This window comes from Streptomyces sp. NPDC046870 (genome assembly GCF_040704595.1).
In the GTDB taxonomy this organism is placed as follows: Bacteria; Actinomycetota; Actinomycetes; order Streptomycetales; family Streptomycetaceae; genus Streptomyces; species Streptomyces argyrophylli.
Genome location: NZ_JBEYXM010000031.1, coordinates 59908 through 76626, shown reverse-complemented (window position 1 = coordinate 76626; position 16719 = coordinate 59908). Strand labels below are relative to the sequence as shown.

The 16719-nt window shown below is 72.7% G+C and carries 15 protein-coding genes; 12 read left to right on the top strand and 3 right to left on the bottom strand.

The genetic code is table 11. The features are described from left to right. Positions 1-93: 93 nt before the first annotated feature. Positions 94-984, bottom strand: coding sequence for an AraC family transcriptional regulator (locus AB0946_RS37375; RefSeq protein WP_366765179.1), 891 nt, complete (start codon positions 982-984; stop codon positions 94-96). Between the two features lie 146 nt (positions 985-1130). Between AB0946_RS37375 and tkt the strand changes: the two genes are divergently transcribed. The 9 genes from tkt to AB0946_RS37330 all read left to right on the top strand — a co-directional run bounded on the left by tkt (position 1131) and on the right by AB0946_RS37330 (position 12518). Next, the gene (tkt, locus tag AB0946_RS37370; protein WP_366765178.1) at positions 1131-3206 is read left to right on the top strand and encodes a transketolase; all 2076 of its coding nucleotides are present in this window, start codon (positions 1131-1133) and stop codon (positions 3204-3206) included. 61 nt (positions 3207-3267) lie between these two features. Next, positions 3268-4413, top strand: a complete 1146-nt coding sequence (gene tal, locus AB0946_RS37365) for a transaldolase (RefSeq protein ID WP_366765177.1) — start codon at positions 3268-3270, stop codon at positions 4411-4413. After that, entirely contained in the window at positions 4410-5999 is a 1590-nt protein-coding gene (zwf, locus tag AB0946_RS37360) for a glucose-6-phosphate dehydrogenase (RefSeq protein ID WP_366765176.1), read from the top strand. The genes tal and zwf overlap by 4 nt, the downstream gene beginning before the upstream one ends. Beyond that, complete coding sequence (gene opcA / locus AB0946_RS37355) at positions 5996-6922, top strand: glucose-6-phosphate dehydrogenase assembly protein OpcA (protein ID WP_366765175.1); 927 nt, start codon at positions 5996-5998, stop codon at positions 6920-6922. The genes zwf and opcA overlap by 4 nt, the downstream gene beginning before the upstream one ends. A 1-nt stretch (position 6923) precedes the next feature. Then, entirely contained in the window at positions 6924-8576 is a 1653-nt protein-coding gene (pgi, locus tag AB0946_RS37350) for a glucose-6-phosphate isomerase (protein ID WP_366765174.1), read from the top strand. A 2-nt stretch (positions 8577-8578) separates the two neighbouring features. Further along, entirely contained in the window at positions 8579-9457 is an 879-nt protein-coding gene (gene gnd / locus AB0946_RS37345) for a phosphogluconate dehydrogenase (NAD(+)-dependent, decarboxylating) (protein WP_366765173.1), read from the top strand. Positions 9458-9463: 6 nt separating this feature from the next. Beyond that, positions 9464-10051, top strand: a complete 588-nt coding sequence (locus AB0946_RS37340) for a histidine phosphatase family protein (protein WP_366765172.1) — start codon at positions 9464-9466, stop codon at positions 10049-10051. A gap of 122 nt (positions 10052-10173) precedes the next feature. Continuing rightward, a complete protein-coding gene (locus AB0946_RS37335) occupies positions 10174-11637 on the top strand; it encodes a membrane-associated oxidoreductase (protein WP_366765171.1) in 1464 nt (487 codons plus the stop codon). A gap of 215 nt (positions 11638-11852) precedes the next feature. Then, complete coding sequence (locus tag AB0946_RS37330) at positions 11853-12518, top strand: TetR/AcrR family transcriptional regulator (protein ID WP_366765170.1); 666 nt, start codon at positions 11853-11855, stop codon at positions 12516-12518. Here the strand turns inward: AB0946_RS37330 and AB0946_RS37325 are convergent. Continuing rightward, entirely contained in the window at positions 12515-13138 is a 624-nt protein-coding gene (locus tag AB0946_RS37325) for a TetR/AcrR family transcriptional regulator (protein WP_366765169.1), read from the bottom strand. The two genes, AB0946_RS37330 and AB0946_RS37325, sit on opposite strands and share 4 nt — an antisense overlap. Before the next feature lie 103 nt (positions 13139-13241). On the opposite strand from AB0946_RS37325, the gene AB0946_RS37320 reads away from it, so the two are divergent. Continuing rightward, positions 13242-14120 (top strand): NAD(P)-dependent oxidoreductase, encoded by an 879-nt coding sequence (locus AB0946_RS37320; protein WP_366765168.1) that lies wholly within the window; start codon positions 13242-13244, stop codon positions 14118-14120. Positions 14121-14151: 31 nt separating this feature from the next. Here the strand turns inward: AB0946_RS37320 and AB0946_RS37315 are convergent, their stop codons facing one another. Further along, a complete protein-coding gene (locus AB0946_RS37315) occupies positions 14152-14589 on the bottom strand; it encodes a PPOX class F420-dependent oxidoreductase (RefSeq protein ID WP_366765167.1) in 438 nt (145 codons plus the stop codon). Positions 14590-14680: 91 nt separating this feature from the next. On the opposite strand from AB0946_RS37315, the gene AB0946_RS37310 reads away from it, so the two are divergent. Together AB0946_RS37310 and AB0946_RS37305 are read left to right on the top strand one after the other, a co-directional pair. Next, on the top strand, positions 14681-15265 hold the full coding sequence (locus AB0946_RS37310; RefSeq protein ID WP_366765166.1) for a TetR/AcrR family transcriptional regulator: 585 nt from the start codon (positions 14681-14683) through the stop codon (positions 15263-15265). Continuing rightward, positions 15262-16632, top strand: a complete 1371-nt coding sequence (locus tag AB0946_RS37305; RefSeq protein WP_366765165.1) for an MFS transporter — start codon at positions 15262-15264, stop codon at positions 16630-16632. Before AB0946_RS37310 ends, AB0946_RS37305 begins: the two co-directional genes overlap by 4 nt. Positions 16633-16719 lie beyond the last annotated feature (87 nt).

Below are 16719 nucleotides of genomic sequence, written 5' to 3'. Positions count from 1 at the left end.
GTGGACGCCGGCCCCCGGCGCCGCCGTCATGAGGGCCCCACCGGCCGTGCCCGCGCGGAGGGCACCGGCCGAGATCCTCGTCCGCGCGGGCGCTCAGCGCAGCTCCGCCCGGAACGCCACCGGTGTCTGGCCGGTGTGCAGGTGGAAGAACTTGGAGAAGTTCGCCGCGTCCGGGAACCCCACGGCCACCCCGACGCGGCCGATCGGCAGGTCGGTGTGGGCGAGGAGGCGCTTGGCCTCCAGGACGACGCGCTTGTCGATGAAGCCCTTGGGTGTCTCGCCGGTGGCCGCGCGGACGGCGCGGACGAGGGTCCGGCGGGAGTAACCGAGGGCGTCGGCGTAGGCGCTGACGCTGTGGTTGGTCGGAAAGCCCCGCTCGACGGCGTCCCGGAAGCGGGTGAAGGTGCTGTCGGCGTGCTGCCCTGAGGTCTCGGCCGCGCTGGCGGCCAGGTGGGCGAGACGCAGCAGGCACGCGGTCAGGCTGTGCCTCAGGACGGCCGTGTGAAGGCCGGGCGGGAGCGTCTCGGTGTCCTCGTACTCGCGGCGCAGCTGGTCGAGGGCCGCGTGGAGCGCGGCCAGCTGCGCGGGATCGGGGTGCAGCAGCGGCGGCAGGTCGTAGCGGTACAGGCCGGCGGCCTCGACGGTGGCGCGGGGCAGGAAGCCGGGCTGCATGGTCAGGACGGTTCCGCGGTACACGGAGTCCCGGGAGAAGCGGTGGACCTGTCCGGGACGGATCCACAGCAGGTCGCCGGCCGTGGCCTCGTACTCGGCGAAGTCGATCATGTGCCGTACCGGGCCGCCGGTGAAGAGCATGACCACGTGGAAGTCGATACGGTGGACGCGGTGCAGGGGGGCGTCGACGTGCCAGCGGTGGTCGGTGCCCATCGGGCCGATCTGCATGCCGACGCCGCCGACGGCCAGATCGGCCGGGAAGGGGAACGTTCTGATCACGTCACCCTCAGCTTGGTGTCTTACGCCCGTCATGCCCGATTCGTCCTATCTCTGTCGCGTGATCACTGTCCCAGATTCACCACAGGCTGACACACCCGGACCTTTCCCAGAAAAAGTCAGACTTTTAAGTTTGAACGCGTCCGGCCAGCCATCCCGCACTGAACGAGGACTTCTTGAAGATGACTACGCAGACTTCCGAGAGCTTCGAGTGGACCGACCTCGACCGGCGCGCCGTGGACACCGCCCGACTTCTGGCGGCCGACGCGGTGCAGAAGGTGGGCAACGGACACCCGGGCACCGCGATGAGCCTGGCGCCTGCCGCGTACACGATCTTTCAGAAGGTGATGCGACACGACCCGGCCGACCCGGAGTGGACCGGCCGTGACCGGTTCGTCCTCTCCCCCGGCCACACCTCGCTGACCCTCTACACGCAGCTGTTCCTCGCGGGCTACGAGCTGGAGCTGGACGACCTGAAGGCCTTCCGCACGCACGGCTCGAAGACCCCGGGCCACCCCGAGTACGGGCACACCGCGGGCGTGGAGACCACCACCGGCCCGCTCGGCCAGGGCGTCGCCAACGCCGTCGGCATGGCGATGGCCGCCCGCTACGAGCGCGGCCTGTTCGACCCGGAGGCCCCCGCCGGCACCTCCCCCTTCGACCACACCGTATGGGCCATCGTCTCCGACGGCGACCTGGAGGAGGGCGTCTCCGCCGAGGCCTCCTCGCTCGCCGGCCACCAGAAGCTGGGCAACCTGGTCTTCGTCTACGACGACAACCACATCTCCATCGAGGGCGACACCGCGACCGCCTTCTCCGAGGACGTGCTGAAGCGGTACGAGGCCTACGGCTGGCACACCCAGCGCGTCGCGCCCACCGCCGACGGTGACATCGACGTCCCCGCCCTCCACGCCGCGCTGAAGGCCGCCCAGGCCGAGACCGGGCGGCCCTCGATCATCGCGATGCGCACGATCATCGCCTGGCCGGCCCCGAACGCCCGGAACACCGAGGCCTCCCACGGCTCGGCGCTCGGCGAGGACGAGATCGCCGCCACCAAGCGCCTCCTCGGGTTCGACCCGGAGCAGACGTTCGAGGTGGCCGACGAGGTCCTGAAGCACACCCGGCGGGCCCTGGACCGGGGTGCCGAGGCGCATGCGGCCTGGGACAAGCGGATCGCCGAGTGGCGTGCCGCCAACCCCGAGCGGGCCGCGCTGTTCGACCGCGTCAGCAAGGGCGAGCTGCCCGAGGGCTGGGAGGAGAGCATCCCGGTCTTCGAGGAGGGCAAGTCCGTCGCCACCCGCGCCGCCTCCGGCAAGGTGCTCCAGGCGCTCGGCCCGGTCCTCCCCGAGCTGTGGGGCGGTTCCGCCGACCTCGCCGGGTCGAACAACACCACCATCGACAAGACCAGCTCCTTCCTGCCGGAGGGCAACCCGCTGCCCGGGGCCGACCCGTACGGCCGTACCGTGCACTTCGGCATCCGCGAGTTCTCCATGGGCGCGGAGATGAACGGCATCGCCCTGCACGGCAACACCCGGATCTACGGCGGCACCTTCCTGGTGTTCTCCGATTACATGCGCAACGCCGTCCGGATGGCGGCGCTCATGCAGCTGCCGGTGACGTACGTGTGGACGCACGACTCCATCGGCCTCGGCGAGGACGGGCCCACCCACCAGCCGGTCGAGCACCTGGCCTCGCTGCGCGCGATTCCAGGCCTGAACGTCGTCCGCCCGGCGGACGCCAACGAGACCGCGATCGTCTGGGCCGAGATCCTGAAGAGGCACGCCACGCACCCCGCCCCGCACGGGCTCGCGCTCACCCGCCAGGGCGTGCCGGTGTACGCGCCGGACGCGGACGCGGCCAAGGGCGGCTACGTGCTGCGCGAGTCCTCGACGGAGGTCCCGGAGGTGATCATCATCGCGACGGGCTCCGAGGTGCAGCTGGCCGTGGCCGCGCGGGAGCGGCTGGAGGCCGAGGGGATCGGCACGCGCGTGGTGTCCATGCCGTCCGTGGAGTGGTTCGAGGAGCAGCCGCGCGAGTACCGCGAGCGGGTGCTGCCGCCGGCCGTGAAGGCCCGGGTCGCCGTCGAGGCCGGCATCGGCCTGACCTGGTACCGGTTCGTCGGAGACGCCGGACGCATCGTCTCGCTCGAGCACTTCGGTGCCTCCGCCGACGCCAAGACCCTGTTCGCCGAGTTCGGCTTCACCCCCGAGAACGTCGCCGCGGCGGCCCGCGAGTCGCTGGCCGCCACGCGCGCCTGACACCGACGCACCACCAAGCACACCAAGCACACCGACGCACCGAAGACGCACATAAAGAGAGATGAGCACAGTGACCGAAGCAATCCCGACCCCGGGAGCCCTCAAGCGCCTCGCCGACGAGGGCGTGTCGATCTGGCTGGACGACCTGTCCCGCAAGCGGATCACCTCGGGCAGCCTCGCCGAGCTGGTGGCGAGCGGAAGCGCCGTCGGTGTCACCACCAACCCCTCCATCTTCCAGGCCGCCATCGGCTCCGGTGAGGGCTACGAGGAGCAGCTGACCGACCTCGCGGTACGCGGGGTGACGGTCGACGAGGCCGTACGGATGATGACGACCGCCGACGTGCGGGACGCCGCCGACATCCTGCGTCCGGTGTACGACGCCTCGGGCGGCCGTGACGGCCGGGTCTCCATCGAGGTCGACCCCCGGCTCGCCCACGAGACCGAGGCCACCGTCGCCGAGGCCAAGCAGCTGGCCTGGCTGGTCGACCGGCCCAACGTGATGATCAAGATACCGGCGACCAAGGCGGGTCTGCCGGCGATCACCGAGGTCATCGGGCTCGGCATCAGCGTCAACGTGACCCTGATCTTCTCGCTGGAGCGCTACCGCGAGGTCATGGCCGCCTACCTGGCCGGCCTGGAGAAGGCCCGCGAGCGGGGCGTGGACCTCGCCACGATCCACTCCGTGGCGTCCTTCTTCGTCTCCCGCGTGGACAGCGAGATCGACAAGCGGCTGACCGCCCTCGGCACCGACGAGGCCCTCGCCCTCAAGGGCCGCGCGGCCCTCGCCAACGCCCGCCTCGCCTACGAGGCGTACGAGGAGGTGTTCGCGTCCGGCCGCTGGGCGGCGCTCGCCGCGGACGGGGCGAACGAGCAGCGCCCGCTGTGGGCGTCCACCGGTGTGAAGGACCCCGCGTACAAGGACACCCTGTACGTGGACGAGCTGGTCGCGCCGGGCACCGTCAACACCATGCCGGAGGCCACGCTCAAGGCGGTCGCCGACCACGGCGAGATCACCGGTGACACGGTGACCGGCGGCTACGCGCAGGCCCGTGCCGACCTGGCGGCCGTCGAGCGGCTCGGCATCTCCTACGACGAGGTCGTCCGGCAGCTGGAGAACGAGGGTGTCGCCAAGTTCGAGGTGGCCTGGCAGGACCTCCTGGACGCCGTTGCGAAGTCCCTGAAGAGCAAGGGAGTTGACGCCCGATGACCGAGAACGCACCCGCCCAGGCGCCCGCACCCGAGGAGGTGCGCGTGCCGGTGGCCCCGGCCGCCGACTGGGTGAACCCGCTGCGGGACGCCCAGGACCGCCGGCTGCCCCGCATCGCCGGGCCGTCGGGCCTGGTCATCTTCGGAGTGACCGGTGACCTGTCCCGCAAGAAGCTGATGCCGGCCGTGTACGACCTGGCCAACCGCGGTCTGCTGCCGCCGGGCTTCTCCCTCGTCGGGTTCGCCCGCCGGGACTGGGCCGACCAGGACTTCGCGCAGGTCGTGCACGACGCCGTGAAGGAGCACGCCCGCACCCCGTTCCGCGAGGAGGTGTGGCAGCAGCTCGCCGAGGGCATGCGGTTCATCCCCGGCGACTTCGACGACGACACCGCGTTCAAGCAGCTGAAGGACGCCGTCGACGAGCTGGACTCCTCCCGGGGCACCGGCGGCAACTTCGCCTTCTACCTCTCGGTGCCGCCGAAGTTCTTCCCGAAGGTCGTGCAGCAGCTGAAGAAGCACGGCCTGGCCAGCCCGCCGGAGGGCTCCTGGCGGCGCGCGGTCATCGAGAAGCCGTTCGGGCACGACCTGGACAGCGCGCGTGAGCTGAACACGATCGTGCACGAGGTGTTCGAGCCGGACCAGGTCTTCCGCATCGACCACTACCTCGGCAAGGAGACCGTCCAGAACATCCTGGCGCTGCGCTTCGCCAACCAGATGTACGAGCCGATCTGGAACCGGTCGTACGTCGACCACGTGCAGATCACGATGGCCGAGGACATCGGCATCGGCGGCCGGGCCGGCTACTACGACGGCATCGGCGCCGCCCGGGACGTCATCCAGAACCACCTGCTCCAGCTGATGGCGCTGACCGCCATGGAGGAGCCGATCGCGTTCGACGCGGAGGCGCTGCTCACCGAGAAGCTGAAGGTGCTCAAGTCGGTGCGGCTGCCGGAGGACCTGGGCCGGCACACCGTGCGCGGCCAGTACGCGGCCGGCTGGCAGGGCGGCGAGAAGGTCGTCGGCTACCTCCAGGAGGACGGCATCGACCCCAAGTCGAAGACCGACACCTTCGCCGCGATCAAGCTGGGCATCGACAACCGCCGCTGGGCGGGCGTCCCCTTCTACCTGCGCACCGGCAAGCGGCTCGGCCGCCGGGTCACCGAGATCGCGGTGGTCTTCAAGCGGGCCCCGCACTCGCCGTTCGACTCCACCGCCACCGAGGAGCTGGGGCAGAACGCGATCGTCATCCGCGTCCAGCCGGACGAGGGCATGACCGTGCGGTTCGGCTCCAAGGTGCCGGGCACGTCGATGGAGATCCGGGACGTGTCGATGGACTTCGCCTACGGCGAGTCGTTCACCGAGTCGAGCCCGGAGGCGTACGAGCGGCTCATCCTGGACGTACTGCTCGGCGACGCCAACCTGTTCCCCCGTCACCAGGAGGTGGAGGAGTCCTGGAAGATCCTCGACCCGATCGAGGAGTACTGGGCGTCGCACGGCAGGCCGGCGCAGTACGCGTCGGGCAGCTGGGGACCGAGTGAAGCCGACGAGATGCTCGCACGAGACGGACGGAGCTGGCGCAGGCCATGAAGATCGACCTGACCGACACCACGGCAAGCAAGATCAACAAGGCGTTGGTGCAGGGCCGCCGCGCCATCGGGACGCCCGCCGTGGGCATGGTCCTGACGATGGTCATCGTCACGGACGAGGAGAACGCCTACGACTCGATCAAGGCGGCCGAGGAGGCCTCGCACGAGCACCCCTCGCGCACCCTGGTCGTCATCCGCAGGCAGGCCCGCACCCTGCGCGACCGCACCCACTCCCGGCTGGACGCCGAGGTCCGGGTCGGCTCCGAGGCCGGCACCGGCGAGACGGTGGTGCTGCGCACCTACGGCGAGGTGTCCGACCACGCCGACTCGGTGGTGCTGCCGCTGCTGCTGCCGGACGCCCCGGTGGTCGTGTGGTGGCCGGTGGACGCGCCCGAGGCCCCGGCCAAGGACCCGCTGGGCGCGCTCGCCCAGCGCCGGATCACCGACCTGTACGCCGTCGAGCGGCCGCTGGAGGTCCTGGACGCCCGGGCCCGCACCTACGCCCCCGGCGACACCGACCTCGCCTGGACCCGGCTGACCCTGTGGCGTTCGATGCTGGCCGCCGCCCTGGACCAGGCCCGCGTGAAGGTGACCTCGGCCGCCGTCGAGGCCGAGGCCGACAACCCCAGCGCCGAGCTGCTCGCCCGCTGGCTCCAGGTCCGCCTGGGCGTCCCGGTGGACCGGGTGCACAGCGCCGGCCCGTTCGTGACGACGGTACGCCTCGGCACCGCGAACGGCGAGATCGTCGTCGACCGCCCCGAGGGCCCGCTGGCCACGCTGACCCTGCCGGGCCAGCCGCCGCGCACCCTCGCCCTGAAGGTCCGCCCCACCTCCGAACTCATCGCCGAGGAACTGCGCCGCCTCGACGCGGACGAGATGTACGCCATCGCCCTCCAGGGCGAGGGCACCAAGGAGAACGCCTGAGATGGCCGAGTACCCGAAGCTCACCCACCGGCCCGAGTGGACGGCCCTCGCCGACCACCGCGCCCAGGGCCAGCCGCACCTGCGCGAGCTGTTCGCGGCGGACCCCGGCCGCGCCGAGCGGTACGTCGTGCGGGTCGGCGACCTGCACATCGACTACAGCAAGCAGCTGATCACCGACGAGACCCTGGCCCTGCTCCAGGAACTCGCCACCGCCACCGGCGTGTTCGCGCTGCGGGACGCCATGTTCCGCGGCGAGAGGATCAACCTCACCGAGCGGCGTGCGGTGCTGCACACCGCGCTGCGCGCCTCCCGCGACGCGGTGGTCGAGGTCGACGGCGAGAACGTCGTGCCGAAGGTGCACGCCGTGCTCGACAAGATGGCCGGCTTCGCCGAGCGGGTCCGCTCCGGCGAGTGGACCGGGCACACCGGCAAGCGCATCAGGAACGTCGTCAACATCGGCATCGGCGGCTCCGACCTCGGCCCCGCGATGGCCTACGAGGCGCTGCGCCCGTACACCGCGCGGGAGTTGACGTTCCGGTTCGTGTCGAACGTGGACGGCTCCGACCTGCACGAGGCCACCCGCGACCTGGACCCGGCCGAGACGCTGTTCATCGTGGCGTCCAAGACGTTCACCACGATCGAGACGATCACCAACGCCACCTCCGCCCGCTCCTGGCTGCTGGACGGCCTGGACGGCGACGAGAAGGCCGTGGCGAAGCACTTCGTGGCGCTGTCCACGAACGCGGAGAAGGTCACCGAGTTCGGCATCGACCCGGACAACATGTTCGAGTTCTGGGACTGGGTCGGCGGCCGGTACTCCTACGACTCCGCCATCGGCCTCTCCCTGATGATCGCCATCGGCCCGGACCGGTTCCGCGAGATGCTGGACGGCTTCCGGATCGTCGACGACCACTTCCGCACCGCGCCCGCCGAGGCCAACGCGCCGCTGCTGCTCGGCCTGCTGGGCATCTGGTACGACAACTTCTACGACGCCCAGACCCACGCGGTGCTGCCGTACTCGCACTACCTGTCGAAGTTCACCGCCTACCTCCAGCAGCTGGACATGGAGTCCAACGGCAAGTCGGTGCAGCGCGACGGCAACCCGGTGGAGTGGCAGACCGGCCCGGTCGTCTGGGGCACCCCGGGCACCAACGGCCAGCACGCCTACTACCAGTTGATCCACCAGGGCACCAAGCTCATCCCGGCCGACTTCATCGGCTTCGCCCGCCCCATCGGCGAGCTGAGCGAGGAACTCAAGGCCCAGCACGACCTGTTGATGGCCAACTTCTTCGCCCAGACCCAGGCGCTCGCCTTCGGCAAGACCGCCGAGGAGGTCCGCGCGGAGGGCGTGGCCGAGGAGCAGGTCGCGCACCGCACCTTCCGCGGCGACCACCCCACGACGACGATCCTCGCCGCCGAGCTGACCCCGTCGGTGCTCGGCCAGCTGATCGCCCTCTACGAGCACAAGGTGTTCGTCCAGGGCGCGGTGTGGAACATCGACTCCTTCGACCAGTGGGGCGTCGAGCTGGGCAAGGTCCTCGCCAAGCGCGTCGAACCGGCCCTCACCGAAGGCGCGGACGTGCCGGGTCTCGACCCGTCCACCACGGCCCTCGTCGCCGCCTACCGCACTCTCAAGAACGCATCGGAGAACTGATCATGCAGCTCGGTCTCATCGGTCTCGGCAAGATGGGCGGCAACATGCGCGAGCGGATCCGCCGCGCCGGCCACACCGTCATCGGCTACGACCGCAACCCTGAGGTCTCCGACGTCAAGAGCCTCGCCGAACTGGTCGAGAAGCTCGACGCGCCCCGCCACGTGTGGGTGATGGTCCCGGCCGGCACGGCCACCCAGACCGTCGTCGACGAACTCGGCGACCTGCTGTCCCCCGGCGACACCGTGATCGACGGCGGCAACTCCCGCTGGACGGACGACGAGAAGCACGCCGCCGCGCTCGGCATCAAGGGCATCGGCTTCGTCGACGCCGGTGTCTCCGGCGGTGTGTGGGGCCTGGAGAACGGCTACGCGCTCATGGTCGGCGGCGACAAGGAGAACGTGGACCGGCTCCAGCCGATCTTCGACGCGCTCAAGCCGGAGGGCCCGTACGGCTACGTCCACGCGGGCCGGGTCGGTGCCGGGCACTTCTCCAAGATGGTCCACAACGGCATCGAGTACGCCATGATGCAGGCCTACGCCGAGGGCTGGGAGCTGCTGGAGAAGGTGCACTCGGTGGAGAACGTCCGCGAGGTGTTCCGCTCCTGGCAGGAGGGCACGGTCATCCGTTCCTGGCTGCTGGACCTCGCGGTCAACGCCCTGGACGAGGACGAGCACCTGGAGAAGCTGCGCGGCTACGCGGAGGACTCCGGCGAGGGCCGCTGGACCGTCGAGGCGGCCATCGACAACGCCGTGCCGCTGCCCGCGATCACCGCCTCCCTGTTCGCCCGGTTCGCCTCGCGGCAGGACGACTCCCCGCAGATGAAGATGATCGCCGCGCTGCGCAACCAGTTCGGCGGCCACGCGGTCGAGAAGAAGGACTGACCTGCCGTGGGGGACCTCCTGCTGGTCCGCCACGGTGAGACGGAGTGGAGCCTGTCGGGACAGCACACCAGCTGGACCGACCTGCCCCTCACGGAGCACGGCGAGGAACAGGCCAAGTCCCTCGCCCCGCTCCTCACCGGCCGGACCTACGCCCTGGCGCTCGCCAGCCCGCTGAGCCGCGCCCTGCGCACCGCCGAACTGGCGGGCATACCCGGGGTCGTCCCCGACCCCGACCTGCACGAGTGGGACTACGGCGGCTACGAGGGCGTCACCACCGTCGAGATCCACCGTTCCCGGCCCGACTGGGACCTGTGGACCGACGGTGTGCCGCCCGGACCCGAGGGGCACCCCGGCGAGTCGCCGGAGGAGATCGGCGCCCGCGCCGACCGGGTCCTGGCCCGCCTGTCCCCGGCCCTGGCCGGGGGCGACGTGGTCCTCGTCGCCCACGCCCACTTCCTGCGCGTCCTCACCGCGCGCCGGCTGGGCCTGCCGCCCGCCGAGGGCCGGCTGTTCCAGCTGGCCACCGGCACGGTCAGCCGTCTGTCGACGGAACACGACCGCCCGGTGATCACGGAGTGGAACGTCCGGCCGTAGCCGGCACCGCACAGCCGTGTGCCCCCGGTCCGCCGACAGCGGAACCGGGGGCCTTCGCGTTCAACCCCCTGCCCGGGCGGGCGGATTGACAGCCGACCGCCCCTCGGGTGAGAGTCCCGCTGGTGGAGATCAGCGATCTGACGGCGGCCGAGGAACGGCTGTGGCGGGCCTTCCCGCGCGGGGAGGCCGTGGACTTCCGGGAGTCACCCGACGAGGACCCCGCCGACGGGGCGGACTGGGGCGCCGGACGGACCGTACGGGCCCGGGTGGTGCGGGCACTGCTCCTCGGCGGGCCGCGGCAGGACGGCGAGACGGCCGCGCTCAGTCTGGCGGGCGCCCGGATCACGGGCCGGCTGGACCTGCAGTACGCGACCGTCGACCACCCGGTGCGGCTGCGGCACTGCCACTTCGAGGAGGCCCCGCGGTACCACGCCGCCCGGCTGCGCGAACTCAACCTCAGCGAGTCCGTCCTGCCCGGACTGGTCGCCCACACCGTGCAGGTCGACGGTGCCGTGCGGCTGACCCGGGCCCGGTGCACGGGGATCGTGCGGCTGGGCGGCGCCCGGATCGCCGGCAGCCTGTACCTGGAGGGCGCCGAGGTGGCCGCGCCGGACGCGCGGGAGCCGGTGCTCCAGCTCAACCAGGCCGCGATCGGCGCCGACCTGTGGGCGCCGGGGCTGCGCACCCGCGGGCAGACACGGCTGAGCGGCGCGACCGTCGCCGGATCGGTCAACCTCGGCGAGGCACGGCTCGGCAACCCCGGTGACGCCGCGCTGGAGGCGGAGACCTTCACCGTCGGCGGCGACATGCTGGTGCGGTACGCGCGGGTGCGCGGCTCGGTGGGCCTGCGCGGCGCCCGTATAGCCGGGCGGCTCGACCTGTCGTACACCGCCCTGTCCCATCCGGGGGGTTCGGCGCTGCGGGCCAGCAGCGCGGCCATCGGCGAGCTGTGGCTGCGCAAGGGGCCGCCCATGGACGGCGCCCTCAACCTGCGCCGCGCCCAGATCGACGTCCTGTTCCTGGAACCGGAGTGCGCGCCCGGCGAGGTGCTCCTCAACCACCTGTCGTACACCTCCCTGGTCCCGCACGAACCCGCCGAGCGCCGGCTGCCCGTGCTGGAGCGGGACCGCGACGGCTACAGCCCGCACGCCTACGAGCAGTTGACGGCCGCCTACCGCCGCGTCGGCGACGACCACGCGGCCCGGCTGGTGCAGCTCGCCAAGCAGCGCCGGCACCGCCGCACGCTCCCCTGGTACGGCCGGCTGTGGGGCCTGGTCCAGGACGTCACCGTCGGCTACGGCTTCCGGCCGCTGCGCGCCGCCGGCTGGCTGCTGTCACTGCTCGCGACCGGTTCCGTCGCCTTCGCACTGCACCACCCGCTGCCGCTGAAGGCGGGCGAGGCCCCGCCGTTCCAGCCGGTGTTCTACACGCTCGACCTGCTGCTGCCGGTGATCTCCTTCGGGCAGGACTCCGCGTTCGCACCGCGCGGCGGCTACCAGGTGCTCGCCTACGTCCTCGTCCTCACCGGCTGGATCCTGGCGACCACGGTGATCGCCGGCGTCACCCGCGCGGTCAGCCGCCAGTGAGGCCGCGCACCGCGTGCCGGGCCGCCGGCCGCACCGGCGAGGCCGTCGTGGCGGCCGGCCGGTACCGGCGGCAGCCGTCCGCCCGGAAGGCGCGGGCGGCGGAGCTGCCCGCAGGGGTGGACGAGACCGCCGTCGGGCGCCGGAACCCTGCTTCTACAATCACCGGCACGCGAACGAGCGCGCCGCCGCGGCGCCTCACGGCCCGAAGGACAGCGATGACCAGCGCCGACGAACCGGTACGACCCGGTGGGCGGGTGCGCGACGCCGCCCGCACCAAGGCCGAGATCCTCGACGTGGCCACGCAGGAGTTCGCGCGGGCCGGCTACGACGGCGCCCGGGTGGACGAGATCGCCGCCCGCACCCGTACCACGAAGCGGATGATCTACTACTACTTCGGCGGCAAGGAGCAGCTGTTCACGGCCGTGCTGGAGCGGGCGTACGGGGTGATCCGGGACGCCGAGCAGGAGCTGGACGTGGACCACCTGGACCCGGTGGCCGCGATCCGGCGGCTGGCCGAGCTGGCCTTCGACCACCACGAGCGGCACCCTGACTTCATCCGGCTGGTCAGCATCGAGAACATCCACGGCGCCGAGCACATCGCGGCCTCCGAGAAGCTGGGCGGGATCGGTTCCCCGGCGCTGGAGGTGATGCGCCGCATCCTCGCCGCCGGGCAGGAGTCCGGGCTGTTCACGGCCGGCGTGGACGCGGTCGACCTGCACGCGATGATCAGCTCGTTCTGCTTCTTCCGGGTCGCGAGCCGGCACACGTTCGGCGCCCTGTTCGGCCGGGACCTGGTGGACCCGGCGCGGCGTCAGCACTACCGGACCATGCTCGGTGACATGGTGATCGCCTATCTGACGGCGGACCGGGCGGCCGGCTAGGTTTCACGGCGGGTGCGGCGGCCCTCGTCTCCGGGGCCCGTGGCGGCGTCCAGCAGGGGGCCCAGTTCCTCCACGACCGCCGTGAGGGGTCGTACGTCCCGCTCGGCCCGTGCCATCAGGATCGCCCCCTCCAGCGCGCTGATCATGAGGGTGGCCAGGGAATCGGCGCGGGCCGGGGGGACGCCCATGTCCGTCAACGCCTCGGCGACCGGGCCCCGCCAGGTCGCGAACGCGGTGGCCGCCGCCTGACGGGTCGAGTCGCCGGACGTGGCGCAGTCGACGGTGGCGGCGGCGACCGGGCACCCCGCCGCGAAGCCGTCCGCCGCGTACTCGTCGGTCCACTGCGCGGCCATCGCCGCGAAGAGGCCGCTCGGCGTCGGCCGGTCGAGCCCCGCGAGGAAGCGGGCGACCCGCTTGCCCGCGTACCGGCCGGCCCACGCGACCGCCTCGTTGACCAGCTGCTCCTTGCCGCCCGGGAAGTAGTGCTGGAGGGAGCCGCGCGGTGCGTCCGCGTGCGCGGCGACCTCGCGCATGCCCGTCGCGGTGACCCCCTGCCGCCGGATGAGCTGAGCCGCGCTGAACACCATCCGCTCCCGTGGTCCGCGCCGCGCCTGCGTCATCGTCGACCTCCGTTCCTCCGCCCGCCACTCTATGACCGGCGTCATAGCGGCGGCTACTATGACCGTTGTCATAGTCGGCCCGTGGCGCGGAGGGCGGCCAGCCATGCACGTCGGATTCATCGGTCTCGGAGTGATGGGGCGGCCCATGGCCCTGCGCCTGGCGTCGGCCGGCACACCCCTGGTGGTCTGGAACCGGACCCCGGAGCGGGCGGAGCCGCTGCGCGCGGCCGGCGCCGAGGTCGCCGCGGACGTCGGCGAGGTGTTCGCGCGGGCCGAGGTGGTGCTGCTGATGCTCGCCGACGAGGCGGCGACGGACGAGGTCCTCGGCCGGGGCACGCCCGGGCTGGCCGCGCGGGTGGCGGGCCGGACCGTCGTCCACATGGGCACGACCTCGCCGGAGTACTCCCACGCCCTGGAGACCGAGATCCGCGCCGCCGGCGGCCGGTATGTCGAGGCACCCGTCTCCGGGTCCCGGGTGCCGGCGGAGCAGGGGCAGCTGGTGGCCATGCTCGCCGGGGAGGAGGCCGCCGTGGCCGCCGTACGGCCGCTGCTCGCACCGGTGTGCCGGGAGGCTTTCGCGTGCGGTGCGGTGCCGGGTGCGCTGCTGATGAAGCTGGCGGTGAACATCTTCCTGATCACCCAGGTGACCGGGCTGACCGAGGCGTTCCACTTCGCCGAGCGGCAGGGCCTGGACCGCCGGCTGTTCCTGGACGTCCTGGACGCGGGCCCGATGGCCAGCGCGGTGTCCCGGATGAAGGCGCCCAAGCTGCGCGAGCGGGACTTCTCGGTGCAGGCGGCGGCGCTGGACGTGCTCAAGAACAACCGGCTGATCGCCGAGGCCGCCCGCAAGGCCCGTATCGCCTCCCCGCTCCTCGACGTCTGCCACGCCCTGTTCGAGGAGACGGTGGCGCAGGGGTACGGCGGCGAGGACATGGTCGCCGTCCTGCGGGCGGTCGAGACACGGACCGCCGAGGCGCCGTGAGCGGGCGGGCGGCCGCGGGACCGCCGCCGGGTCAGCCCTTCGGGATGCCGTACGCCCGCTCGACGCGCAGCCGTACCACCAGGCGGCGGTCACGCACCATCGCGGCCCGGTAGTCGTCCCAGTCCGGGTGCTCGCCGAGGACGTCCCGGTAGAGCCGGATCAGCTCCTCGACGGTCTCGTCGTGCGGGTCGGCGGCGACCGGCGTCAGCTCGGCCGTGCCCTCGGCGACGGTGTACGCCCAGCGGTCGTCGCTGGTGACGTGGTACGAGGCGCGCGGGTCCCGGCGGAGGTTGCGGGTCTTGGCGCGGTCGTCGGTGACCGAGATCCGGATGATCCGCTCGTCGGGGTAGTAGGCGTGGCTGACGTTGGACAGCTGGGGGCGGCCGTCGCGCCTGAGGGTGACCAGTACGCCGGCGTGTCCCGCGGAGAGGAGGCCGAGCAGCGCGTCCTGCGAGGAGTCCTGAGTCATACCCCGGTCAACCCACGGCGGTTCCCCGCGCATTCCCCCGCCGCCGACGAGGAAGTAGACAGTGTCTACGCACGCCTGGTAGACACGGCCCATGACCGATGCCGACGCGGGCCTGCGGGCCCGGCTGGTGGACGTGGGCGTGGAGCTGCTGGCCGCCGAGGGCCCGCAGGCGCTGACCCTGCGGGAGATCGCCCGGCGCGCGGGCGTGTCCCACGGGGCGCCGCGCCGCTACTTCCCCACCCACCGGGAACTGCTCTCCGCCATCGCCCGGCGGGGCTTCACCGAGCTGGGCGCACGGGCGCACGAGGCGCTGGAACAGCAGCCCGCGGGGCCACGCGCCCAAGTGGCGGCGCTGGCGCGGACGTACCTGGAGTTCGCGCTGGAGCAACCGGGCATGTACGAGCTGATGTTCCGTCACGACCTGCTGGAGAGCGGTCACCTGGGCCTGCGGGACACGAGCCTTCCGCTGTTCACCCTGCTGGCGCGGCTGGTCGGCGACGCGGACCCGGATGCCGACGCCCGGCGGGTGGCGGGCGCCCTGTGGGCGAACCTGCACGGAACGGCCCAGCTGTGGCGCTGGCGCAGCCTCCAACTCGCGCTGGGCGAGGAGGACGTCGGCCCGCTGCTCGACACCGTCCTCGCCGCGCACCTGGGCGCTGGCGGGGACGGCCGGTGAACCGGCCCTGGACGCTGGCGAGCAGTGTGGCGGGCGCGGTGGTCGTCGCGCTGGACGGTACGGTCCTCACCGTCGCCCAGCCCAGTCTGCAACGGGAGCTGGACGCGTCGTTCGCCGAGGTGCAGTGGACCAGCACCGCGTATCTCGTCGCGGTGGCGAGCCTGCTGGTGTTCGCGGGGCGGCTCGGTGACCGGTACGGGCAGCGGCGGCTGTTCGGGCTCGGCGTGCTGGGCTTCGGCGCCGCCTCGGCCGGCCTCGGCCTCGCGCCCGGGGTGGGGTGGGTGATCGGACTGCGGGCGGTGCAAGGCGTGTTCGGGGCACTGCTGCAACCGGCCACGCTGGGCATGCTGCGGGCCGCCTACCCGCCGGACCGGCTCGCGTCGCCGCTGGCCGTGCGGACCGCCGCGATCGGGCTGGCGGCGGCAGCGGGACCGCTGGTGGGCGGGGCGCTCGTGACCGGCCTGGGCTGGCGGGCGGTGTTCTTCGTCAACGTGCCGCCCGCGCTCGCCTTCGGGCTGCCCGCTCTGCTCCGCCCGGAGCGGCGCCCGGCACCCGCCCGCACCCCGCTGGACCTGCCCGGGGCCGCCCTGCTCGCGGTGACCCTGGCCGGCCTGGTGTACGCGGTCACCGCCCGGCCGGTCTCCGGCGCGGGCCTCGCCCTGTCCGCGGTGACGGCCGCCGTCCTCGTCCGGCACGAACGGCGTACGGCGAGTCCGCTGCTGCCGCCGGAGGTGATCGGCTCCCGTGCGGTCGGGGCGGCGCTCGGTATCCTGGTCGCCGTCTCCGCGTCCCTGTTCGGCACGCTGTTCGTCGCCACGTACGTCCTCCAGCGCCACCTCGGCCTCGCGCCGTTCGACAGCGCCCTGCGCAGCCTGCCGCTGGCCGTGCTCATGGTCGCCTCGGCCTCGCTGTGCCCCGTCCTGCTGCGCCGGTGCGGGGCGCGGGCGACGACGGCGGGGGCGACGGCGGTGCTCGCACTGGGCGTCCTCGTGCTGTCCGGGGCCGGCGGGACGCCCGCGCTCGGGTGCGGTTTCGCGCTGCTGGGCGCCGGGTTCGGCACGGTGATGGTGGCGGCCACACAGGTGATAGTGCGCCGGGCGGAGGTGACGGTGGCCGGGGTCGCGGGCGGGTTGCAGCAGACCGCGCTGAACGTCGGCCCCGCCGTGGGCGTGGCCGGTGCGGCCGCCCTGCTGGGCACGGGCACCGGTCCGACCCTGCTGGCCCTGGCCGCCCTGACCGCGCTCGCCGTCCCGGCGGCCCTCGCGCTGCCCGCCCGCGCCCGCCCCGCCCCGCCGGCGGCGAGCACGCCCCCGCTCACAGACACCCCGCGGACACCGGCACCTGCCGGTGCGCCCCCGCACCCCTGAGAAGGACCGGCGCGAGAGGTAGGCCCAACACCCCGCCCGCACGTCGACCGGCCCACGGGCGGCCGCCCCGGCCGGTGCTCCCCCGCG

Bases quoted from the DNA above. Each gene is read 5' to 3' on its own strand.
- AB0946_RS37375 (WP_366765179.1), bottom strand. From the start codon at position 984: ATGACGGGCGTAAGACACCAAGCTGAGGGTGACGTGATCAGAACGTTC.
- tkt (WP_366765178.1), top strand. From the start codon at position 1,131: ATGACTACGCAGACTTCCGAGAGCTTCGAGTGGACCGACCTCGACCGG.
- tal (WP_366765177.1), top strand. From the start codon at position 3,268: ATGAGCACAGTGACCGAAGCAATCCCGACCCCGGGAGCCCTCAAGCGC.
- zwf (WP_366765176.1), top strand. From the start codon at position 4,410: ATGACCGAGAACGCACCCGCCCAGGCGCCCGCACCCGAGGAGGTGCGC.
- opcA (WP_366765175.1), top strand. From the start codon at position 5,996: ATGAAGATCGACCTGACCGACACCACGGCAAGCAAGATCAACAAGGCG.
- pgi (WP_366765174.1), top strand. From the start codon at position 6,924: ATGGCCGAGTACCCGAAGCTCACCCACCGGCCCGAGTGGACGGCCCTC.
- gnd (WP_366765173.1), top strand. From the start codon at position 8,579: ATGCAGCTCGGTCTCATCGGTCTCGGCAAGATGGGCGGCAACATGCGC.
- AB0946_RS37330 (WP_366765170.1), top strand. From the start codon at position 11,853: ATGACCAGCGCCGACGAACCGGTACGACCCGGTGGGCGGGTGCGCGAC.
- AB0946_RS37325 (WP_366765169.1), bottom strand. From the start codon at position 13,138: ATGACGCAGGCGCGGCGCGGACCACGGGAGCGGATGGTGTTCAGCGCG.
- AB0946_RS37320 (WP_366765168.1), top strand. From the start codon at position 13,242: ATGCACGTCGGATTCATCGGTCTCGGAGTGATGGGGCGGCCCATGGCC.
- AB0946_RS37315 (WP_366765167.1), bottom strand. From the start codon at position 14,589: ATGACTCAGGACTCCTCGCAGGACGCGCTGCTCGGCCTCCTCTCCGCG.
- AB0946_RS37310 (WP_366765166.1), top strand. From the start codon at position 14,681: ATGACCGATGCCGACGCGGGCCTGCGGGCCCGGCTGGTGGACGTGGGC.